Source organism: Mesorhizobium sp. M0227 (assembly GCF_040321855.1).
In the GTDB taxonomy this organism is placed as follows: Bacteria; Pseudomonadota; Alphaproteobacteria; order Rhizobiales; family Rhizobiaceae; genus Mesorhizobium.
In genome coordinates this window covers 1-19,788 of the sequence record NZ_JAMYSJ010000006.1, presented here as the reverse complement: position 1 = coordinate 19,788, position 19,788 = coordinate 1, and the positions used below count along the sequence as shown (strand labels likewise).

The window sequence follows — 19,788 nt, the reverse complement described above, 5'->3', positions numbered from 1 at the left end:
AATTAGGTCCGCCGCACAGGTGAGGCTAGCTGAGTCTTTCCCCTGCGTCATTGGGGGAATATCTTTGTTAAAAACGTACCGATGCGCACGGCCCCTATCGGTCGCCGATCCGTCACAAGCTTGTCTTGACCATCATCCCCGCAATCTCAATAAACCCGGGAGTTGGCGATCAAAACGCGATCATCTTCCCGCCTCGCCACCCAGCCTTTGCCTGACCACGGCGACATGGAAGTCCGTGCCGAACAACAGCCCCTCATCGTTGAAGTCGTAGCTGGAATTGTGCAACGGCGCGGAAGCCTCGCCATTGCCGAGGAAGACGAAGCAACCCGGCACATGGTCGAGGAAGCGGGCGAAATCCTCGGAGGCGGTCATCGGCTCGCGGGCGACGGCGATGTTGCCGGGTTCGAAGACGTGCCTTGCGGCGGCAAATGCCGCATCGACCAGTTCGGCATCGTTGCGCAGCGGCACGAACTCCCTGCTGTAATTGACCTCGGCCGCGACATTGTAGGCGGCGGCGGTGCCCTGCGTAATGATGCGCATCTGCCGCTCGATCTCGGTGCTGACCTCGGGGCGGAAGCTGCGCGCATCGCCGAGGATGCGGGCAAGGCCGGGCAGAGCGTTGCGGGTGCCGTCGGTGATCAGCTCGGTCACCGAAACCACCGATATGTCGGCCGGGCTCAGCCGGCGCGAGACGATGGTCTGCAGATTGGTGACCAGCGCGCAGGCGGCGACCAGCGTCTCGTTGCCCGCATGCGGCCGCGCGGCATGGCCGCCGAGCCCTGTGAGCACGATCTCGAAGATATCCTCGGCCGACATGATGGGGCCGGCACGGGTCTCGAAATGCCCGATCGGCAGGCCGGGCATATTGTGCAGGCCGAAGATCTCGTCGAAGGGAAAGCGCTGCATCAGCCCATCGTCGAGCATGGCGAGCGCGCCCCTGCCCCATTCCTCGGCTGGCTGGAAGACGAAGCGCACGGTGCCGTCGAAACCGCCTTGCTCCGCCAGCAGCTTTGCCGCGCCCAGCAGCATGGTGGTGTGGCCGTCATGGCCGCAGGCATGCATGATGCCGGGATTGCAGGAACGGTAGGATGCGTCCGACCGCTCTGATATGCGCAGCGCATCCATGTCGGCCCTGAGCGCAATCGCCCGGTTGCCGCTGCCGCGCTTCAACGTGCCGACGACGCCGGTGCCGCCGACGCCTTCGCTGACGTCGTCGAGGCCGAACTCACGCAGTTTGGCGGCGACGAAGGCTGCGGTGCGCTTCTCCTCGAAGCCGAATTCGGGGTGCGCGTGCAAATCGCGCCGCCAGAAAATCATCTCGCGCCTCAGCGCGTCGCGATCGAGTTCAGACATTTTTCGCCCTGTTACTTCACAAGTTGCGCGGCCACATCAAGCAGGATGTTGGCACCGGCAACAAGCTCGGCGTCATCGGTGTGCTCGCGCGGACTGTGGCTGATGCCGCCGGTGCTCGGCACGAAGATCATCGCTGCGGGTGCGATGCGCGCCAGCATCTGTGCATCGTGGCCGGCGCCGGACGTCATGCGCCGGACGCCGAGGCCACGGTTCTTCGCGGCGGCCTCGATCAGCTCGACGATGCGAAGGTCGAAGATCACCGGCTCGAAGCGGGCCAGCTGCTCGACCGAAACCGTCAGGTTCTCGGTGGCAAGCTGATCGAGATAGGCGGCAAGCGCCGCCTCCTCCGCCTGCAGGCGTTGTTCGTCGGGATCGCGCAGATCGATGGTGAAGACGGCGCGTGAGGGAATGACGTTGATGGCATTCGGCTCGAAGCGGATCGTACCCACGGTCGCCACCGTCGGCGCGTTCGAGGCTTTGATCCGGTCGAGCAGGAAGGTGATGGTCCGGGCGGCGGCATGGCCGGCATCGTTGCGCATCGACATCGGCGTGGTGCCGGCATGATTGGCGACGCCGTCTATGGTGATACGCTGCCAGGAGATGCCTTGCAGATTCTCCACCGCGCCGATCGGCACGCTTTCACGCTCCAGCACCGGCCCCTGTTCGATATGCAGTTCGAGATAAGCATGCGGTTTGAGGAACCCGGGTTCCCGGTCGCCGGCATAGCCGATGCGGGCGAGCTCCTGGCCCAGCACGCTGCCGTCGGTGCCGACAGCCGCCAGCACCGTTTCGGCATCGATGCCGCCGGCATGGACCAGCGAGCCCATCATGTCGGGAGTGTAGCGCACGCCCTCTTCATTGGTGAAAGCGGCGACCGCGACCGGACGCGACGGCGAAAAGCCTGATGCCTTGAGCGTCTCGATCACCTCCAGCCCGGCAAGCACGCCATAACAGCCGTCATAGATGCCCGCATCGATGACAGTGTCGATGTGGGAGCCGATGAGCAGCGGCGCCTGCTCCCTGTTGTCCGGGCTTTGCCAGATGCCGAAAATATTGCCGACCCGGTCGATGGCGACATCGAGCCCCACCTGCCGCAGCCAGCCGACGAAGAGATCGCGGCCCTGCTTGTCGGTGTCGGAGGCGGCCAGCCGGATCAGCCTGCCCTCGCCGTCGCGACCGACGGCACCGAGTTCGCGGATACGGCCAAGCAGGCGCTGTGCATCGATCGCGGTCATGCCGTTGCCTCGGCTTTCATCTTGCCTTCCAGCACATCGGCCGGGCTCATGCCAACCAGCTCGGCATAGCGATGCGGGTCGGTGGCACCTTCGGTGTTGATCACCAGCACCCGCGATTTGCCGTCCAGTCCAAGCTCGGTCGGGTTGTCGGCCATCGCCCGGATCAGCCCGGCAAGACCAACACCGCCGCTTTCGCCGGCGACGATCGCCGGATCGCCGGCGGCCGGCCGTGCCAGCCGCCGCATGACCGCGACGGCGTCGTCCTCATCCACCGTCATGAAGGCATCGGCGGCGCGCGCCAGCACCCGCCAGGCGACGGGCGACGCCTCGTAGCATTCAAGCATGGCCATCACCGTCGGCTGGCCGTGCGCGACTTTGACCGGGTGCCCAATCTGGGCGGCTGCAAAAACACAGCCGGCACGCGCCGGCTCGACCACGATGAAGGTCGGCCTGGCGTCACCGAGCACGATGGCCAGATGGCCGGCCAGCGCGGCGGCAATGCCACCGACACCGGCCTGCACGAAGACGTGGGTTGGCGTCCGAGAGAGCTGGCGCAAGGCTTCGCGCACGATCGCCGTATAGCCCTGCATGACCAGGCCAGGAATCCGTTCATAACCGGGCCACGAGGTGTCGGACACAACGGTCCAGCCCTTCTCGGCCGAAACCTGGGCAGCTTGCCTGACCGAATCATCATAGTTGCCGTCAACGCGGATCATCTCGGCGCCATAACGGGCGATCGCGGCGATGCGCTCCTCGCTGACGCCGGCGTGGACGAAGATCGCCGCCCGCGCGCCGAGGAGTTGCGCGCCTTGCGCGACGGAGCGGCCATGGTTGCCGTCGGTCGCACAGGCAAATGTCATCGCCGCGGCGACGGCCCGCACATCAGAGCGATCGAGATCGGCCACGTCGACGGGGCGACCAAGCCGGCTGCCTGCCTCCTCCAGCACCAGCCGGAAGACGGCATAGGCGCCGCCAAGCGCCTTGAAGCTGCCAAGGCCGAGGCGAAAGCCCTCATCCTTCATGTGGACGGCGCCAAGTCCGAATTCGGCGGCGAGCGCCGGCAGCGCATGCAGCGGCGTCATCAGGTGATTGTCGCGATGGCTGAGAAAACGCTCGACCGTGTCAGCGCCGGCCACGCCAAGGGTTTCGGCATCGGTTGGATCGAGTGGCAGGCGATGCAAAGCATTACAGTTGAGCACAAACACTGGCGGCCTCCTTGGCATTCAGCGAGAATATATTGCAGGATCGGCGCAAGGAGCGCTGTAATATGGCCTCCCGAATGCAAATTTGTTTCGTCAGGAATATTCATTGCCTGCAATCCCGCCCTCGCTCGACAGTTTCGATCTCGCCATCCTTGCCATCCTGCAGCGCGACAACACGACGCCGCAGCGGCTGATCGGCGAAGCTGTGAACCTGTCGGCGCCGGCGGTGCAGCGCCGCATCAAGCGCATGGAGCAGACCGGCGTCATCGCCGGCAATGTCGCGGTGATCGAGCCGGCGGCGGTCGGCCAGCCGATCACCATCTTCGTCGAGGTGGAACTCGAGAGCGAACGCGCCGAACTGATCGACGCGGCTAAGCGGCAATTCTCGGCGACCCCTGAAATCCAGCAATGCTACTATGTCACCGGCGAGGCCGATTTCATCCTGGTCATCACCGTGGCCGACATGGGCGCTTATGAAGCGCTGACGCGAAAACTGTTCTTCGACAGCAACAATGTCCGCAAGTTCCGCACGTTTGTTGCGATGGACAGGGTCAAGGTCGGGTTGACGGTGCCCTTGCCCGGCTGAGCGTTGCAGGCATGGCAGGCTCCGGCTGCCATGCTTTTGCCATTCTCCGGAAGCGAATTTGTCGGGGGAGGCGCGTTTGGACGACACCACACCAGTTGCGATTATCGGTGCCGGGCCGGCGGGCCTGGCCATTGCCGCGTGCCTGCGGCAGGCAGGGCAGGATTTCGTCCTGCTCGAAAAAGAGGAGCAGGCCGCACCCGCGTGGCGACGCCACTATGAGCGCGTCCATTTGCACACGACCAAACGCTATTCGTCGCTGCCCTTCGTGCCCTTTCCCAGGGAGTATCCGCGCTATGTGCCGCGCGATCTGTTCGCTTCATATCTCGATGCCTACGCGCAACGCTTCGATCTGCGGCCCAGATTTGGAGAAACGGTGCGGGCGATCAGCCGGCGAGGCAGAAGCTGGCTCGTGGACACGACAACCGGCCCCCTGCACGCTTCAAACGTGGTGATCGCGTCGGGCAACAACGCGGAGCCGCTGATGCCCGGATTTGCCGGCGCCGATGCCTTCAGGGGCAAAAGGCTGCATAGCGCCGACTATCTCAACGCCATGCCTTTTGCCGGCCAGTCGGTTCTGATCGTCGGCATGGGCAACACCGGCGCCGAGATTGCGCTCGATCTGGTGGAAGGCGGTGCGCGACCGACGATTTCGGTGCGCGGCGGCGTCCATATCGTGCCGCGCGAGCTGCTCGGCGTGCCCATCCAGATGATCGGCATGGCGGCTCGCCTGATGCCGCAACGCATCAACGATGCCTTGTTCCCCATCATTCTCGATCTGGCGTTGGGCAGGCTGGGGAAATATGGGCTGAAGCGGCCGCGGCAAGGAATGCTGCAGCAGATCGCGCTCTCGTCGCGCATCCCGACGATCGATATCGGTACGGTCGGCAAGATCCGCGAAGGCGCGATCAAGGTCACACCCGATATTGCCGAGATCACCGAACAAGGCACCCGTTTTGTCGATGGCCAGCATGGCGCGTTCGATGCGATCATCTTCGCCACCGGTTTCCGGCCGGGCTATGCCAGATTGCTGGAGCCCGGCGTCCAGCCAGGCGGTAGCGGCGTCAATGCGAGGGCTTCGGACCTCGGTCTTTATCTGATTGGGTTTCACAATCCGGTCACCGGATTGCTGCGCGAAATCTCGATCGAGGCAGAGCAGATCGCCGACGACATCAGCCTCCGACGAGACCGAAACAAGGCGGCTGAAATCCTGCCGGTTTGATCTGCGGTCTGCCTATCCCAGCGCAGTCGTCAGCATCATGCTGGCAATCTCCTTCGTCAGCTTGGCGGCGACAAGCGCCATCGTGTTTTAGAGATCCTGGTTTGGGGCGGGGGCGGCCCTAGCTGGAGCCGGATTTACGGTCGAATGGGAAAAACGCCAGCCACGGCCGGAAGAGCCAGAATATTGGGTGATGGTGGTGAGATGACGCAAAGCCCGCTAAAGGGTGTTGCAAAGCTCTGGTACAAAATCGTGGCTTTAAATTGGGATTTTATGCGAAACCTCTTATTTGGTAAAAGAGAGCAAGCGGCGCTTCATGAAATCTCCCAGATATAGCAATTTCCTAAGAATTTTAGTCCTCCCTAGAATGGTTGGGGATTTTAAATATGAGACATTAGAAAGAGATCTATTCTTTAAAATTTCTGATTCGAATGAAAAACACGGCAACCTGGTAAGCAGTGTGCTTTTAGACAAAGTTAACAAGAAATTCTGGATTGAAGCTGGAGTATACAGAAACATAACAACATTTAAGGCACAGTTTATTGAAGGCAAAAATGGTAACTTTATACGTGGCTCATTTACTAATAGTGGGACATTGATATCACACCCTATTTTAATTTTAGCCTTTTTTGGATGGGTATATTTCTTAGTAACCAATGAAAATGGGGCCGATATGTTTTTCTACCTCATATTTTTTGCGGTTTTCCACCTAATAATTTCGATTTCATTCAACAACCAAATAAAAAATATTCTAATATTTCTTGAAAATGAACTTCACGTGCATCCATCCTAAAGCGAAATTATTTCGAATCCCTCCTAACTTCCGCGATACATAGCCCCCGCTGAAATCTCAACAATATTAACGTCGCAGCTATGCACGGCGCGCGGCCAATACTTGCTATTGTTGCCGCATCGCCAGATGCACGACCAGGAAATCCCTGACCGGCTATGCCGCCCTCACCCCGCCGCGCGCAGCCAGACCTTGTTGTCATGGAAGGCAGCACCGCCATAGGGCGCCGGCGCATCGGCGCCGGTCAGCACGTTGATGCCCTCGCCGCGCTCATGGGCGCTGTTTGGCCAGATGCCTTCGGCGATCACCACGCCGCGCTTGATGCCGTCGAACAGCTTCGCCTGCAGCACGACTTCGCCGCGCGTGTTGCCGACTTCGACGCGATCGCCGTCGGCCAACCCAAGGGCTGCGGCATCGTCGGGATGCAGAAGCAGTTCCGGGCGGCCCTCCCTGGCCTTCGACACCGGCGTTTCCGAAAAGGTCGAGTTGAGAAAATTGCGCGCTGGCGATGTCGTCAGCCGGAACGGGTGGGTTTCGTCGGCGACCTCGATCAGGTCGACATGGTCGGGGAATTCCGGCAGCCGCGCCACCGGGCCGAACAGGCCCATGCTTTTGGGCGGCCGGTTGGGCGCGGCCTGTCCGGTCCAGTCGGCACGGAAGCGGAATTTTCCATCCGCATGGCCAAATCCCCTGATGAAATGCGCGGTGTCGAAATCCGGCTGCAGGTCGACCCACTTTTCTTCCTTCAAGCTGTCGAAGCTGCCCAGCCCGCGCTTGCCCAGGATGATGTCGATATGCTGCTGCTCGGTCAGGCCGAAGCCCGGGCGATCGGCGACGCCGAGGCGATCAGCCAATTGCTCGATGACGAAATGGTTGGTGCGCGGCCCTTCCGGCGGCTCGATCAGCTTGGGGCCAAGCGTGATGTGCTGGTTGCCGCCGCCCTTGTAGACGTCGTCGTGCTCGAGGAACATCGTCGCCGGCAGCACGACATCGGCAAGCTTGGCCGTGTCGGTCATGAACTGCTCATGCACGCAAGTGAACAGGTCGTCGCGCATAAAACCCTGCGTCACCAGCCGCTGCTCCGGTGCAACATTCACCGGGTTGGTGTTCTGGATCAGCATCGCCGTCACCGGCGGGCCGCCATAGAGCGCGTCGCTGGCTCCCATCAGCACCGGGCCGATGCGCGAATGGTCGAGATGGCGGATCGAAGGATCGCGCATCTTCGTGCCTTCCAGCACATCCTGGTTGAGCTTGAAGATGCCGGAATTGGAATGGAAGGCGCCGCCGCCCTCATATTGCCAGCTGCCGGTGACAGCCGCGATGCAGGACGCTGCATGCATGTTGACGGCGCCATTGCGCTGGCGCGCGAAGCCGTAGCCGAGGCGGAAATAGGTCTTTTTCGTCGTGCCGACGAGGCGGGCGAAGGCCTCGATCTCGGCGACCGTCAAGCCGGTGATCCCTGCCGCCCACTCCGGCGTGCGCGTCACGAGATGGGCTTCAAGCCCTTTCGGGTCGTCAGTATATTTTTCGAGATAGGCGCGATCGGCCATGCCTTCCCTGAACAGGACATGCATGACCGCGCAAGCCAGCGCGCCATCGGTGCCCGGCTTCAGCACCAGGCCGAGATCGGCCTGCTTCATCGTCGCGTTCTCGTAGACGTCGATGACGACGATGTTCGCGCCGCGCTCCTTGCGCGCCTTGATGGCGTGGGTCATGACGTTGACCTGCGTCACCACCGCATTGGTGCCCCAGATCACCACGCAATCGGATTTCGCCATCTCGCGCGGGTCCGGCCCGCGCAAGGCGCCGGCGCCCATCATCCAGCCGGTCCAGGCGAGATTGGTGCAGATCGAACCGAAAAAGCCGGAGTATTTCTTGGCGTGGCGCAGCCGGTCGATGCCGTCGCGTTGCACCAGCCCCATCGTGCCGGCATAATAATAAGGCCAGACCGTCTCCGAGCCGTATTTCTCCTCGGCCGCGATGAATTTTTCGGCGACGAGGTCGAGCGCGGCCTCCCAGCTTGCTTCCTTCCAGGCGCCGTCGCCCTTGGCGCCGGCGCGGATCAGCGGCTTCAGCAAACGGTCGGGGTGGTGGACGCGGTCGGCATAACGCGCGACCTTGGCGCAGACGACGCCGGCCGTGTAGCTGTTGGACTTGGCGCCATGGACGCGGCCGATGCGCTTGCCGTCGAGCAGCTCGACCTCGAGCGCACAGGTCGAGGGGCAATCATGCGGACAGGCCGAATGGCCGATGCGGAGGTGCGCGTGCTGGTTCATTCTGCAAGACTAACGGGTTCAGAACGCCGCGTGTAGGGCCAGATGCGGCGCACGGTTTTGCCTCGGCGAGCAAGCCCCCTGCCTTCTCCTCTTTGGAAGAAGCCGATCGGCCACTCAATGCTGGGGCAGTCTGCTTCAGGAGACTTCCGCCAGGGGCACGCCTTCCAGGCAGAGCCATTTGTGCTTCCTGTTGGGCCAATGGAGAATTGCCGGAGCCGGAAATTCCAGGTCCTCCAGACAGCCGACAGATACCGACAGCGCTTCCGTCAGGCCTTCTGCACGCATGAAGACGATCGATCCGCATGTGGTACTGCTCCAGCCATTGCCCCGACGAACCGGTTCGTCGCCAGGATTTCGTCTCGCCTTTCTGGGCGACTATGGCGGAGTCGGCATAGATGGCTCGGTATGAGAACGCTGCCCCGGTGCATCTCTGGCATTCCAGGCAACTGCAGGCATAGACGCGCCGAGGCTCTCCGGCGAGAACCAGTTCCGCGCCGCGACACGAGCAGGTCGCCCTTCGCTCTGTCTTGCCATCACGCATTCGCGGGCTCCCTGCCCGGACGGGGCGAGCCATTTCCAAACAGGGGTGAGAGAGATGCAAAATCATCATCCGCGCGCCCGCGCGAGAGCGCCTGCTGAAAAATCCCGTCCATTGCGCGCGGCATGGCCGCGTCAAGACCTCGCTCCTGGCATGCTTCGAGAAGATGCCGGAAGGCGCTGTAGTGGGCGCCCAATGACGCGAGCGTTGCGTCGTCGCCGGCAAAGAGGCGCGCCTTTGTCCGGTCAACCACATCGAACAAAGCGGCATCGACAACCGGCTTGAATGCGGACAGATGGCTCCTGAACGTATCCAGATCGAGACCTTCGGCCTCGGCGACAGCCATGCCCTGGAGCGCGCCGAACAGCCCGCCCCACATCTGGGTGAGCAGCGCGGTGTCAAGCGCGGAGGCTTGGCCAGGCACCTCGCCGACATAACTCGTGCCGCCACCAAGGGCAAAAAGCAGGGTCTTGTTCGCTTCGTAGACGGCGTGGGATCCTGAATACAGCAATGCGGTGTCCGGTTTGCCAATAAAATCCGGAGTCGCCAGGATCGCGCCGTCCAGATAGCCGGCGCCATGCGCTTCGATCCAGCGCGCCTCCTCCCGCGCCAAACGCGCTGAGCCGGAGGTGAGTTGTATGACGGCTTTGCCGGCCAGCGCCGAAGCGACATTGCGCTGCTTGAGCAGCGCATCGCTGGCGGCATAATGCAGAACGTTTATGATCAAGACATCGGCCGACCGGATTCCGTCCTCTACTGAAGAGGCCAACCTCGCGCCAAGAGCAGCCAGGGGCTGGCACTTGGCTGCAGTGCGATTCCACACGGATGTTGGATAATTTCGGTCGAGCAACGTTCGAACGATGGACGAGCCCATGCGGCCCGCGCCGAGCACGCAGACATTGGATTTCATGGTGACTTCTCCGATAGCCCTCTCGACGAGGGATTGGTTTGTGTTTGGCGCGCTGATCCAAAGATATATATTCTTGCTGTGTTGAGAAGTACGCACCTTGAGGTAAGCTATTGGAATCATGTCAGGAGTTGTCACATGAGGAGCAAGGAGCCAGACAGTTGCGGCTTTGCCGCCGCGATGCAGGCAATCGGCGGAAAGTGGAAAACCTCGCTATTGTGGGAATTGCACCTGCGGCCGCACCGCTTCGCCGAACTGCACCGGCGGTTGCCTGGAATCAGTGAGAAGATGCTCGCGCAACAATTGCGACAGATGGAGGCCGACGGACTCGTCAGCCGGCGCGCCTATGACGAGGTACCGCCACGCGTGGAATACTCGGTCACGACCCTGGGCATGAGTCTGAACGATGCGGTCACCGCTATGTCGGCATGGGGAAAGCGGCACGAGACATGGAAAGACGAGCGGAAAGCCGCCTGAAAAAAGCAGGAACTCGTGCATGGTCGCGGAAGAGTTTGTGATCCGCGGTCCGCTTCTAAACGCCAAAGGCGGCAATAGATGCCGGGCAGCGTCGTCCGGTCGAGCAAAATAGCCGCAGCAAGTGCATCTGTGCCACAGGCCTTTCAGCCATCTGCCGGATCCGCCGCTACTCTACACCGTCCCGGCGTTCACAGGCAATTCATCGTGCGGCTGGCACGATGAATTCGCTTGCATAGCCGGCTGCTCACTCCGCCGTGCCTTCCTCATACTCGGCCGACATGGTCAGCCATTTTTCCTCGTGGCCGGCCAGTGTCTGGGCCAGTTGCGAGCGCTCCTTGGCCAGCCGGGTCGCCGTCGAGGGATCCTTTTCGTACACCGCCGGATTGGACAGTTCGTCCTCGATGCCGTCGATTCGCTTGCGAATGCGGTCCATCAGCGCTTCGGTGGCGCGGATCTCCTTGGCGAGCGGCTCGAAGGCGGCGCGGCGTGCCGCTGCATCGCGGCGGCGGTCGGCTTTTGACGCCTTGTCGGCCTCGCGCTTGCCGCGGCGGTCGCCGGAGACGCCGGTGACCAGCGACTTGTAGTCTTCCAAGTCGCCGTCATACGGGTTGACCGCGCCGTCCTTGACCAGCCACAGCCGGTCGGCGGTTGCCTCCAGCAGATGGCGATCATGCGAGATCAGGATGACGGCGCCGGGAAATTCGTTCAGCGCATGGATCAGCGATTCGCGGCTGTCGATGTCGAGATGGTTTGTCGGTTCGTCGAGGATGAACAGGTTTGGGCCCTCGAAGGCCGACAGCCCCATCAGCAGCCGCGCCTTCTCGCCGCCCGACAGATCCTTGGCGGCGGTGTTCATCTTCTCTGTCGTGAGGCCGAACTGGGCGACGCGGCCGCGTACCTTCGATTCCGGGGCCTCCGGCATCAGCCGGCGGACATGCTCGTAGGCGTTTTCGTCCGGCCGGAGATCGTCGAGCTGATGCTGGGCAAAGATCGCCACCTTCAACCCGGGCGCCACCGTCATGGTGCCGCTCTCCTGCTTCAGCCGGCCCGACAGCAATTTGGCGAAGGTCGACTTGCCGTTGCCGTTGGCGCCGAGCAGCGCGATGCGGTCGTCGGCGTCGATGCGCAGCGTCATCTTCTTGAGGATCGGCTGACCCTCGGTGTAGCCGACATTGACGTTGTTCAGCGCCACGATCGGCGAGGCCACCGTCTTCACCGGCTCGGGGAAGGAGAACGGCCGCACCGAATCGTTCACGAGGGCCGCGATCGGCTTCATCTTTTCCAGCGCCTTGATGCGCGACTGCGCCTGTCTCGCCTTGGAGGCCTTGGCGCGGAACCGCTCGACGAAGGATTCCATGTGCTTGCGGGCGGCCTCCTGCTTGACCCGGCCCTTCTCCTGCAATTCCTTCTGCTCTGTATATTGACGCTCGAACTGGTCGTAGCCGCCGCGCCAGAAGGTCAGCTTTTTCTGGTCGAGATGGACGATCGAGTTGACGGCGCGGTTGAGCAGGTCGCGGTCATGCGAGATCAAGAGCACTGTGTGCGGGTATTTCGACACATAGTTTTCCAGCCACAGCGTGCCTTCGAGATCGAGATAGTTGGTCGGCTCGTCGAGCAGCAGAAGGTCGGGCTCGGCAAACAGCACCGCAGCGAGCGCCACGCGCATGCGCCAGCCGCCGGAGAAGGACGATGCCGGACGCCTCTGGGCAGCGTCGTCGAAGCCGAGGCCGGCGAGAATGGTGGCGGCGCGGGATTCGGCTGAGTGCGCGTCGATATCGGCCAGCCGCATATGGATGTCGGCGATGCGGTGCGGATCGGTCGCCGTCTTTTCTTCTTCGAGCAGCGCCGTGCGTTCGAGATCGGCCTTGAGCACGATCTCGATCAGCGCATCCTCGGTGCCCGGCGCTTCCTGCGCCACCTGGCCGATGCGGGTGCTCTTCGGCAGGCTGATCGATCCTGTCTCGGACGGGAAATCGCCGGTGATGGCCTTGAACAGTGTCGTCTTGCCGGTGCCGTTGCGGCCGACAAGGCCGGCCTTGGTGCCGGCCGGCAAGGTCAGCGAGGCATGGTCGAGAAGCAAGCGTCCGGCCATGCGGAGCGATAGGTCGTTGATGATCAGCATGGCCGCGCTTTTGCACCGGACATCAACGCTTCGCAAGGCCTTGCGGGCCAGTTGGCCGCACAAGGCCTCGAAACGACGCCCGCTAGGGCGCCGTCAAAGCAGCCGAACAGTGGCTTGCCTGCTCTCAGGCAGTCGCCTTGCGCTTCGTTGCCTTGGCGACAGCGGCCGGCGCTGCTGCCGGCTTGCGGCCAAGTCCCGTCGACTTTGCCAGCGCCGATCGCGTCGCCGAGTAGTTTGGTGCAACCATCGGATAGTCCGGTGGCAAGCCCCATTTGGCCCGATAGTCGTCCGGGCTCAGGCCGTAGTCGGTCCGCAGATGCCGCTTGAGCGACTTGAACTTCTTTCCGTCCTCAAGGCAGATGATGTAGTCGGGAAACACCGACTTCTTCGGATTGACGGCCGGAACCAGGTTTGGGACTTCCGCGACAGCCGCACCGGCCAGCTTGCGAACCGAGGCGCTGACGCTGGCAATCAGCTCGGGCAGGCCGGCAGCCGGAAGCGGATTGTTGCCTACATAGGCCGAGACAATATCGGCCGTCAGCTCGATAACGGTCTTATCATCGATATTTGACAATTCTTTCACCTTATTTGCGACAAAATCATCCACCCCAGCGAAGACTTGTGTCGATGTATCTCTTTAACCGCGTCCCCCAACGGACCGCCAAGCCTCATAAAAGAATCAAGAATCAGCAAAAATAGCATTCATGCAAAATCGACGCTGTGCAAATTAGAAAATCTAATACTTGGAACCAGCAGACTTAGAGGCAGGACTTTCGTCCAATATCTCCAGAATACGCTTCCAGCGGGCGCAACGCGCGAAATCCTTTTGTTCTATCGCCTTTTCGGCCCTCATCGCGGCGTAAAGCGGTGCCTCGGCGCCGAATTCATCGATCAGCCAATTCGCTTCCTGAATAGCCAGACGCTCATTCTCGTCAAACATGGTTTTCGGCCTCCGAACGTTCCACACCGACCGCGACACAACTGCCGATGACGAGGATAGCTCCGACAATGGCCGTCACCGTCAGCCGCTCGCCGGACAAGGTCAAAAGCAGGGTCGAGGCGATCGGCGTGAGATAGGCGACCACCGCGACCCTGCCGCTGCCTTCAAGCTTCAAGGCGCGCGACCAGAAATAGTAGCCCAAGCCCATCGGACCGGCGCCGAGATAAAGGCCGAGAGCCAGGTCCGCGCCGACGGGCCAGGTGAAACCGTCGCGAGCGCACCATAGAAACGTCAAAGCGACGCCAATCAAAGACGATGGCAGCAACAGGCGATCCGCTGGGGTGGCGACCCGTCCCACCATGATCGAGTAGAAGGCCATGCACAGCGCCGACCCGAATGCGGCGAGATAGCCGACCAGATCGCCCTGGAACCAGGATTGGCTGCGCCCTCCCGAAATCACCAGTGCGACGCCGATGAAGCCTACCACCGTGGCGAGACCCAACAGGGCCGGATGCCGCGGATTTTCCAAGGCGATGACTGCCACCGCGACCATCAACGGCCAGGTGTAGGCCATCAGATTGGCCTCGATGACCGGCATCGAAGCGAAGGCGATGTATTGCAGCACCATGGTGCCGACCAGACCGATGAATCCGACTGCGACAGAGATGAGCGCCGCCCCGGCCGTGACCGGTGCTACTCTTTCCCGGCTCATCAATCGGATGGCGGCGAAGACGAGTGCAGCGCCTGCAAATTGCAGGAACTGGACCTGCGACGCCGGGTGGCTGGCCAGCAGGGATTTGCCGACCAGCGCATTGGTGGACCACAACGCCACCGCACCGGCAGCGAAGACCAACGCGGATATCGAGCCGGATCCCTGCCGAAACAATCGGCATGGGATTCTATTTTGCTGTTCGACCATGATCCTGTCCGAAAACCGGTTCCGACTTTTCGGGATCTTGGTTCATTACCATGATTCCCTGGCGCCGCCCGGAACCGGTGCATCGACGGCCGCGGGCACGGGATGCTCTGCCTCGAACCGACGATAGGCCGGCAACTGGTTGGTCCAGACATCTTCGGCCAGTTCGCTGACCCACTCACGGTCGTGGTCATTGTCGGCGGCGAGATAGAACATTCTGTTGTCGTCGACATAGGGCTTGGCCACCGAGCGCTGGTTGAGCACCAGCGTGACGCGCTCGCCGAACCGGATCGGAGCGGTGCGATGCAGGACGCCCAGGAATTGCCCGAGCGTCGCGTAGTTCATCTTGTGATCGATGCGCATGACACTGTTGCGCGGGATCTCGCGGCCGGCTTCGAGAATGGCGCGGCCGGTTTCGGAGTCGTCGCAGTAGATTTCGAGGTGGCCGCCGACCAGCGGATTGCTGATCGACAATGGAATGAGCTCGGTGACCGGAACGCCATCGCAATGCCACTCCACGGCGCCGTCCTTGGGATTCATGAAGGTGACCGTCGAGCCGACGATCGACAGCGGATAGGGCTCCAGCTTGGTGCCCATCATGTCGGACAGCCGCTCCAGGCGCAGCTTGTCATGCAGCAATTCCTTGATCTCGGGGATGAAACGGTCGGCCCCGGTGATGAAGGTCAGATCGAGGTGCTTGTGCACGGCATGGCTGGCCTTGAGCTTCAGGGCAGCCTCCTCGATCGCGGCAAGCAGTGCCGGGTCATAGCCGTGCAGATATTGCGCGACACCGAAACTCGACACTTTCCAGGCGGTTTCATGGCCTATAATGGCTTCGCGGCTCATCGCATAACGCAGTTCGGGAATGGTATGGGCGTTCATTGTACTTCTCCAGGATGGGGGCAACACTTGGTAAACAGTCGATTAATTCACCCACCCCTGTAAAATTAGGAATGCTGGTGCTAGTGTAAGCCAAGCTTAAGGTCGAAACCGTGCGTCTGCTCAGTCAGGTCAACCTCAATTCGCTTAAAATCGTGGAAAGTGCTGCAAGGCACGGTAATTTCACGCGTGCCGGCGAAGAACAGTTCATTACCGCTTCAGCGGTCAGCCAGCGGGTGAAAAGCCTGGAGGATCAGCTTCGTTTCAAGATTTTCCAGCGCGGCGGCAATGCGGTCTCGTTGACGCCGGAGGGTGAGACCTATGTCTCGCGCGTTCGCGAGGCGCTGGAGCGAATCGTCGCCGCCAGCATGGAAGCGACCGGGCAATCGCAGGAGCATGTGCTAAAAATATCGGTGCTGCCGACCTTTGCCGCACGCTGGCTATTTCCACGCCTGCCGCTGTTCCAGCAGCAATATCCCGATATCGTGATGCGGGTCTCGACCTCCTACGCGACGCATGAGTTCACGGCCTCGGAATTCGATCTCGAAATCCGTTATGGCGACGGTCACTTTCACGGGCTGCAATCCGATCTGCTGTTTCGCGAAGACCTGACACCGGTGTGCAGCCGCAAGCTGTTCCACGAAGTCCTCGGCGATAAGCGGCTGTCGAAGGTGACACCGGACGACCTCAAGCACTTCACCCTGCTGCATTCCGACACCTGCACCCAGAATTGGCAATCCTGGCTTGGTTTCGCCGGCGCCAGCTTCGTGCTCAGCGAGACCAAGAGCATCTATTTCGACTCGTGCATGATGTCCTACGAGGCAGCCAATTCCGGGATGGGATTTGCGGTGGCCAACCGTGCCTATATGGCCAGCGACATCCGCGCCGAAAGGCTGGTGGCTCCCTTCGCCGTCCACCATCCCAACACGGCTGGCTGGTATTTTGTCTCTCCGCAGAAAGGCCTTGCCGCACGCAAGGTCCAGTTGTTCAAGCAGTGGGTGATGGCGGAAGCGGCTCTGACGCAGTGCCAGCTGGACAGCGAAATCAGGGGCGAAGCTTCGACGGCTGCCTGAAATGGACGTGCAATCCGTACAGCCCGCCTTGGTCGGAAAGATTGTTGAGCTCACGCCACTTCAGCAGGCACATTCGTCGGGGCTTCTGAGCGCGGCAGCGGATGGTGCGTTGTGGAACCTGAGGGCCACCGTGGTCCCCGGGCCAGACACGATCGATGGATATATTGCCAATGCCCTGGCTGGACGACGGGCCGGCACTGTCATGCCTTATGCAATCGTCATGCGCAGCACGGGAGTGATCTGCGGAAGTACGCGGTTTTGGAAGATCGATCGCACGAATAGAAAGCTGGAGATCGGGCATAGCTGGCTCAGCAGTTCGGTTCAGCGGTCCGGGGTCAATACCGAGGCGAAGTATCTTCTCCTGGCCCATGCATTCGAGTTCATGGGATGTGTCCGTGTGCAATTCACCACAGACGAACTGAACGACGCGTCAAGGGCAGCCATCCTGCGAATTGGCGCCAAGCAGGAAGGGATCGTTCGCAACGAGCGGATCATGCCGGACGGTCGGAAGCGCAATTCCGTCCGGTTCAGCATCATCGATTCCGAGTGGCCCGAGGTAAAGACGATGCTGCAGCACAAAATGCAGCGATAGTGGCGCAAGCTCTTCAACCCCGGACCGACTACGCAAAACGCCACCGGATCAGGCGAAAGCCCTGCCCTCCTCGGTCCGCTGGAAAAGCATCAGGTCCAACCCCAGGCTTGGCCGTCCCAGGATGGTCAGGATCGTATGCGCCTGGCCGCGATGATGGGTCTGGTGGTTGAAGACGTGGTCCAGCGCCGGCGCCAGCCTTTGCGAGACGGTGCGCATATCCGAGACGGTCATGTAGGTGAAGCGGCCCGTCAACGCCTTGTCATTGAGGCCGCCGACCCAATCGATGATCCTCCTGTCCTCGGCTTCACGCGCCGCCCGCAGGCCGGTCAACCCCCGATGCAGGATGGCATCCAGTGTCGTCGGCGCGTCGCCCTCGCCGGTGAAGCGCTTCATCCAGATGCGGTCGGCCGTCAAAAGGTGGTTGAGCGTGCCCATCATCGAGCCGAAGAAGGCACCGACATCGCGGTTGAATTCCTCATCATCGAGCTCGGCGGCGGCCTCATAGATGCGGCCATTGGCCCATTGATTATAGGCCGCAAACATCATGAAATGCTGTCTCATGGCTTCCCCTCGGCTCGCGTCGATGCGGGGCCTACCTAACGCTTGAAGGGCCTGCCGCCAATGACCATTCTGCTCTATGATCTCGTCGGACGCGACAGCACACGTCCGTTCAGCCCGCATTGCTGGAAGGTGGCGATGGCGGTCGCCCACAAGGGGCTCGACATATCGACCGTGCCGACGCGCTTTCTCGAGGTGCCCGCTGTCGAGGGCGGCGTTTCGAAAACCGTCCCGGTGATCCGCGACGGCGAGACGGTCCTCGCGGATTCCTTCGCCATCGCCCTCTATCTCGATGAAGCCTATCCGGACCGGCCGACGCTGTTTGGCGGTGAAGGCGGCAAGGCGATGGCTCGTTTCGTCGAGCGCTGGTCGCAACTGACCATCCATCCCTACGTGACCACCGCCGCGATCATCGACCTCCACACCATGCAGGACGAGGAGAACGCCGCTTATTTCCGCCGGAGCCGCGAGCAACGCTTTGGCAAGACGCTGGAGGACGTCGTCACCGCGCGCGACGCCGGGCTGGCGACATTCCGCGCCGCGCTGGAGCCGCTGCGTTCAATGCTCGGCTATCAGCCATTCATCGGCGGCGCGTCGCCGCTGTTTAGCGACTATATCGTCTTCGGCGCCTTGCAATGGGCGCGCATAGCCTCTCCCTACCAACTGCTCGACGATGGCGACGTGGTGGCGCAGTGGTTCGTTCGCTGCCTCGACCTGCATGGCGGGCTGGGACGAAAGGTCGCCGCCGCGGCTTGACGCCGTAAAGCAGTAACTTACTTGGCCGCCTTCTTTGGCTTGCCGGCCTTCGTGGCAGCCTTTGCCTCCTTGGGGGCGGCCTTTGCCTTGCCTGCGCCAGCTGCCTTCCTGGTTGGCTTTTTGGCTGCCGACTTGCCTGCGGCGTCCTCCTGGTCGACATCGGTGGCCGCCTGATGCCAATGGCGCTCATGATGGCCAGCCGGCTGGCCCTCCTGCACCCAAATCTGGTGTGCGCGGTTGCGAATGCGTTCCTGACGATCGTCTGTCATGGTCATGGTGTCTCCATACGGCCCGACCTCAGCGCGGCGCCGACACGCGACTATAGCAAGCAAAGCGTTGCTGTGCAGCCGTCTGAACGGGGCCGGCTTGCCGCAGAAACGCGCAGCCGTCCGGCCCTTCGCTCTCGCTCCCTGCCCTTCGGGCGTTCAAACCCTTTGAAAGGTCCACTGGACCTTTCAATCCGCCCGAAGGCGGACCGGGCTTTCACCGTTCGTCACTCGGAAAGCCAAGCAGTTGGCTTTCCGTCCGCCGCGCGGACCGTTCCTCACCCCTTGGCAATGGGCCGGGCGGCTTGTATAGAGCCCGCCACTCTCAATTCCATTCTCAGACAAGGACGACCCATGGCGCTCGAACGCACATTTTCCATGATCAAGCCGGACGCAACCCGGCGCAATCTCACCGGCGCCATCACCAGGATGCTGGAAGAGGCAGGCCTGCGCGTCATCGCCTCGCGCCGGGTCTGGATGAGCCGCCGCGAAGCGGAAGGCTTCTATGCCGTCCACAAGGACCGCCCTTTCTTCGGCGAATTGGTGGAATTCATGTCGTCGGCACCGACGGTCGTCCAGGTGCTGGAAGGCGAGAACGCCATTGCCAGGAACCGCGAAGTGATGGGCGCCACGAACCCGGCTAACGCCGCCGAAGGCACCATCCGCAAGGTTCATGCGCTGTCGATCGGCGAAAACTCCGTGCACGGCTCCGACGCACCGGAGACCGCGGCAGAAGAGATCAAGTACTGGTTCTCGGACACCGAGATCGTCGGCTGAGCCGATAGTCCAGACCTTGGATCCCGTAAAAAGAAGGCCGGCGTTTCGCCGGCCTTCTTCGTTGGGGGGTCAGCTCGCCGCGCTAGAGCGTTTCATATTTTGACGGAAGCGTAGCCTGCGTTTTCGAAGTAGTTCTTGCATTCGGCTGCCTCGATGGTTTCGACGAGGTGGCCGATGTGGCGCCACGTGTCCTCGACGGTGCGTTTCTGAGCTTGTCGCATCCAGTGTTTGATCTTGGCGAAGGCCTGCTCGATCGGATTGAGGTCCGGCGAGTAGGGCGGCAGATACCAAAGCCTGGCGCCGGCAGCTTTGATCGTCTGCCTGATGGC

22 protein-coding genes and 1 pseudogene are annotated in these 19,788 nt (G+C 61.7%); 8 read left to right on the top strand and 15 right to left on the bottom strand.

Translation table 11 applies throughout. The features are described 5' to 3' along the window. Nucleotides 1-180: 180 nt before the first annotated feature. From NKJ00_RS10375 to NKJ00_RS10365, 3 genes are read right to left on the bottom strand one after another with little or no spacing between them, the layout of a single operon-like run. Nucleotides 181-1,353: a M20 aminoacylase family protein gene (locus tag NKJ00_RS10375; RefSeq protein ID WP_352629627.1), complete on the bottom strand. Its 1,173-nt coding sequence runs from the start codon at nt 1,351-1,353 to the stop codon at nt 181-183. A gap of 11 nt (nt 1,354-1,364) precedes the next feature. Beyond that, nucleotides 1,365-2,588 carry a Zn-dependent hydrolase gene (locus NKJ00_RS10370; protein ID WP_352629625.1) on the bottom strand — a complete coding sequence of 408 codons (1,224 nt, stop codon included), beginning with the start codon at nt 2,586-2,588 and terminating at the stop codon, nt 1,365-1,367. Beyond that, on the bottom strand, nt 2,585-3,793 hold the full coding sequence (locus NKJ00_RS10365; protein ID WP_352629623.1) for a diaminopropionate ammonia-lyase: 1,209 nt from the start codon (nt 3,791-3,793) through the stop codon (nt 2,585-2,587). Before NKJ00_RS10365 ends, NKJ00_RS10370 begins: the two co-directional genes overlap by 4 nt. A gap of 103 nt (nt 3,794-3,896) precedes the next feature. On the opposite strand from NKJ00_RS10365, the gene NKJ00_RS10360 reads away from it, so the two are divergent. From NKJ00_RS10360 to NKJ00_RS10350, 3 genes are all read left to right on the top strand, one after another. Further along, entirely contained in the window at nt 3,897-4,376 is a 480-nt protein-coding gene (locus NKJ00_RS10360) for an Lrp/AsnC family transcriptional regulator (RefSeq protein WP_023812608.1), read from the top strand. Nucleotides 4,377-4,452: 76 nt separating this feature from the next. Then, nucleotides 4,453-5,595 carry a flavin-containing monooxygenase gene (locus tag NKJ00_RS10355; RefSeq protein ID WP_352611874.1) on the top strand — a complete coding sequence of 381 codons (1,143 nt, stop codon included), beginning with the start codon at nt 4,453-4,455 and terminating at the stop codon, nt 5,593-5,595. Nucleotides 5,596-5,908: 313 nt separating this feature from the next. After that, complete coding sequence (locus NKJ00_RS10350; RefSeq protein WP_352629621.1) at nt 5,909-6,385, top strand: hypothetical protein; 477 nt, start codon at nt 5,909-5,911, stop codon at nt 6,383-6,385. A gap of 164 nt (nt 6,386-6,549) precedes the next feature. Here the strand turns inward: NKJ00_RS10350 and NKJ00_RS10345 are convergent, their stop codons facing one another. The 4 genes and pseudogenes from NKJ00_RS10345 to NKJ00_RS10330 all read right to left on the bottom strand — a co-directional run bounded on the left by NKJ00_RS10345 (nt 6,550) and on the right by NKJ00_RS10330 (nt 10,106). Continuing rightward, nucleotides 6,550-8,658, bottom strand: coding sequence for a molybdopterin-containing oxidoreductase family protein (locus NKJ00_RS10345; RefSeq protein ID WP_352629619.1), 2,109 nt, complete (start codon nt 8,656-8,658; stop codon nt 6,550-6,552). Between the two features lie 135 nt (nt 8,659-8,793). Continuing rightward, a complete protein-coding gene (locus NKJ00_RS10340; RefSeq protein ID WP_023812611.1) occupies nt 8,794-8,943 on the bottom strand; it encodes a hypothetical protein in 150 nt (49 codons plus the stop codon). An 85-nt stretch (nt 8,944-9,028) separates the two neighbouring features. Further along, nucleotides 9,029-9,199, bottom strand: a pseudogene (locus tag NKJ00_RS10335) (GFA family protein); the annotation flags it as partial. Beyond that, entirely contained in the window at nt 9,192-10,106 is a 915-nt protein-coding gene (locus NKJ00_RS10330; RefSeq protein WP_128305354.1) for an NAD(P)-dependent oxidoreductase, read from the bottom strand. The pseudogene NKJ00_RS10335 and the gene NKJ00_RS10330, both read right to left, overlap by 8 nt. A 135-nt stretch (nt 10,107-10,241) precedes the next feature. Here NKJ00_RS10330 and NKJ00_RS10325 point away from each other — a divergent pair, with 135 nt between their 5' ends. Next, nucleotides 10,242-10,580 (top strand): winged helix-turn-helix transcriptional regulator, encoded by a 339-nt coding sequence (locus NKJ00_RS10325; protein ID WP_023812614.1) that lies wholly within the window; start codon nt 10,242-10,244, stop codon nt 10,578-10,580. A gap of 244 nt (nt 10,581-10,824) precedes the next feature. Here the strand turns inward: NKJ00_RS10325 and NKJ00_RS10320 are convergent, their stop codons facing one another. From NKJ00_RS10320 to NKJ00_RS10300, 5 genes are all read right to left on the bottom strand, one after another. After that, entirely contained in the window at nt 10,825-12,702 is a 1,878-nt protein-coding gene (locus NKJ00_RS10320; RefSeq protein WP_023812615.1) for an ABC-F family ATP-binding cassette domain-containing protein, read from the bottom strand. 124 nt (nt 12,703-12,826) lie between these two features. Next, complete coding sequence (locus tag NKJ00_RS10315; protein ID WP_023812616.1) at nt 12,827-13,276, bottom strand: Ros/MucR family transcriptional regulator; 450 nt, start codon at nt 13,274-13,276, stop codon at nt 12,827-12,829. Nucleotides 13,277-13,438: 162 nt separating this feature from the next. Next, on the bottom strand, nt 13,439-13,642 hold the full coding sequence (locus NKJ00_RS10310) for a hypothetical protein (protein WP_023812617.1): 204 nt from the start codon (nt 13,640-13,642) through the stop codon (nt 13,439-13,441). After that, a complete protein-coding gene (locus tag NKJ00_RS10305; RefSeq protein WP_023812618.1) occupies nt 13,635-14,561 on the bottom strand; it encodes a DMT family transporter in 927 nt (308 codons plus the stop codon). Before NKJ00_RS10305 ends, NKJ00_RS10310 begins: the two co-directional genes overlap by 8 nt. Before the next feature lie 45 nt (nt 14,562-14,606). Then, complete coding sequence (locus NKJ00_RS10300) at nt 14,607-15,440, bottom strand: hypothetical protein (RefSeq protein ID WP_023812619.1); 834 nt, start codon at nt 15,438-15,440, stop codon at nt 14,607-14,609. A gap of 110 nt (nt 15,441-15,550) precedes the next feature. Between NKJ00_RS10300 and NKJ00_RS10295 the strand changes: the two genes are divergently transcribed. Next, on the top strand, nt 15,551-16,510 hold the full coding sequence (locus NKJ00_RS10295) for a LysR substrate-binding domain-containing protein (RefSeq protein WP_023812620.1): 960 nt from the start codon (nt 15,551-15,553) through the stop codon (nt 16,508-16,510). Between the two features lies 1 nt (nt 16,511). Next, nucleotides 16,512-17,102, top strand: coding sequence for a GNAT family N-acetyltransferase (locus NKJ00_RS10290; protein WP_206535255.1), 591 nt, complete (start codon nt 16,512-16,514; stop codon nt 17,100-17,102). Nucleotides 17,103-17,150: 48 nt separating this feature from the next. On the opposite strand, the gene NKJ00_RS10285 is transcribed toward NKJ00_RS10290, so the two are convergent. Next, on the bottom strand, nt 17,151-17,663 hold the full coding sequence (locus tag NKJ00_RS10285) for a DinB family protein (protein ID WP_023812622.1): 513 nt from the start codon (nt 17,661-17,663) through the stop codon (nt 17,151-17,153). Nucleotides 17,664-17,723: 60 nt separating this feature from the next. On the opposite strand from NKJ00_RS10285, the gene NKJ00_RS10280 reads away from it, so the two are divergent. Then, the gene (locus NKJ00_RS10280; RefSeq protein WP_128305352.1) at nt 17,724-18,416 is read left to right on the top strand and encodes a glutathione S-transferase family protein; all 693 of its coding nucleotides are present in this window, start codon (nt 17,724-17,726) and stop codon (nt 18,414-18,416) included. A 17-nt stretch (nt 18,417-18,433) separates the two neighbouring features. Here NKJ00_RS10280 and NKJ00_RS10275 read toward each other — a convergent pair whose 3' ends face one another. Next, nucleotides 18,434-18,691 carry a DUF2934 domain-containing protein gene (locus tag NKJ00_RS10275; RefSeq protein WP_023812624.1) on the bottom strand — a complete coding sequence of 86 codons (258 nt, stop codon included), beginning with the start codon at nt 18,689-18,691 and terminating at the stop codon, nt 18,434-18,436. A gap of 345 nt (nt 18,692-19,036) precedes the next feature. On the opposite strand from NKJ00_RS10275, the gene ndk reads away from it, so the two are divergent. Further along, nucleotides 19,037-19,459, top strand: a complete 423-nt coding sequence (ndk, locus tag NKJ00_RS10270; RefSeq protein WP_013532476.1) for a nucleoside-diphosphate kinase — start codon at nt 19,037-19,039, stop codon at nt 19,457-19,459. A gap of 92 nt (nt 19,460-19,551) precedes the next feature. On the opposite strand, the gene NKJ00_RS10265 is transcribed toward ndk, so the two are convergent. Further along, nucleotides 19,552-19,788, bottom strand: a 237-nt coding sequence (locus NKJ00_RS10265) for a transposase (protein WP_352629614.1), incomplete at its 5' end; no start/stop codon positions are given.

Bases quoted from the DNA above. Each gene is read 5' to 3' on its own strand.
- NKJ00_RS10375 (WP_352629627.1), bottom strand. From the start codon at position 1,353: ATGTCTGAACTCGATCGCGACGCGCTGAGGCGCGAGATGATTTTCTGG.
- NKJ00_RS10370 (WP_352629625.1), bottom strand. From the start codon at position 2,588: ATGACCGCGATCGATGCACAGCGCCTGCTTGGCCGTATCCGCGAACTC.
- NKJ00_RS10350 (WP_352629621.1), top strand. From the start codon at position 5,909: ATGAAATCTCCCAGATATAGCAATTTCCTAAGAATTTTAGTCCTCCCT.
- NKJ00_RS10345 (WP_352629619.1), bottom strand. From the start codon at position 8,658: ATGAACCAGCACGCGCACCTCCGCATCGGCCATTCGGCCTGTCCGCAT.
- NKJ00_RS10340 (WP_023812611.1), bottom strand. From the start codon at position 8,943: ATGCGTGCAGAAGGCCTGACGGAAGCGCTGTCGGTATCTGTCGGCTGT.
- NKJ00_RS10330 (WP_128305354.1), bottom strand. From the start codon at position 10,106: ATGAAATCCAATGTCTGCGTGCTCGGCGCGGGCCGCATGGGCTCGTCC.
- NKJ00_RS10325 (WP_023812614.1), top strand. From the start codon at position 10,242: ATGAGGAGCAAGGAGCCAGACAGTTGCGGCTTTGCCGCCGCGATGCAG.
- NKJ00_RS10320 (WP_023812615.1), bottom strand. From the start codon at position 12,702: ATGCTGATCATCAACGACCTATCGCTCCGCATGGCCGGACGCTTGCTT.
- NKJ00_RS10310 (WP_023812617.1), bottom strand. From the start codon at position 13,642: ATGTTTGACGAGAATGAGCGTCTGGCTATTCAGGAAGCGAATTGGCTG.
- NKJ00_RS10305 (WP_023812618.1), bottom strand. From the start codon at position 14,561: ATGGTCGAACAGCAAAATAGAATCCCATGCCGATTGTTTCGGCAGGGA.
- NKJ00_RS10300 (WP_023812619.1), bottom strand. From the start codon at position 15,440: ATGAACGCCCATACCATTCCCGAACTGCGTTATGCGATGAGCCGCGAA.
- NKJ00_RS10290 (WP_206535255.1), top strand. From the start codon at position 16,512: ATGGACGTGCAATCCGTACAGCCCGCCTTGGTCGGAAAGATTGTTGAG.
- NKJ00_RS10285 (WP_023812622.1), bottom strand. From the start codon at position 17,663: ATGAGACAGCATTTCATGATGTTTGCGGCCTATAATCAATGGGCCAAT.
- NKJ00_RS10280 (WP_128305352.1), top strand. From the start codon at position 17,724: ATGACCATTCTGCTCTATGATCTCGTCGGACGCGACAGCACACGTCCG.
- NKJ00_RS10275 (WP_023812624.1), bottom strand. From the start codon at position 18,691: ATGACCATGACAGACGATCGTCAGGAACGCATTCGCAACCGCGCACAC.
- ndk (WP_013532476.1), top strand. From the start codon at position 19,037: ATGGCGCTCGAACGCACATTTTCCATGATCAAGCCGGACGCAACCCGG.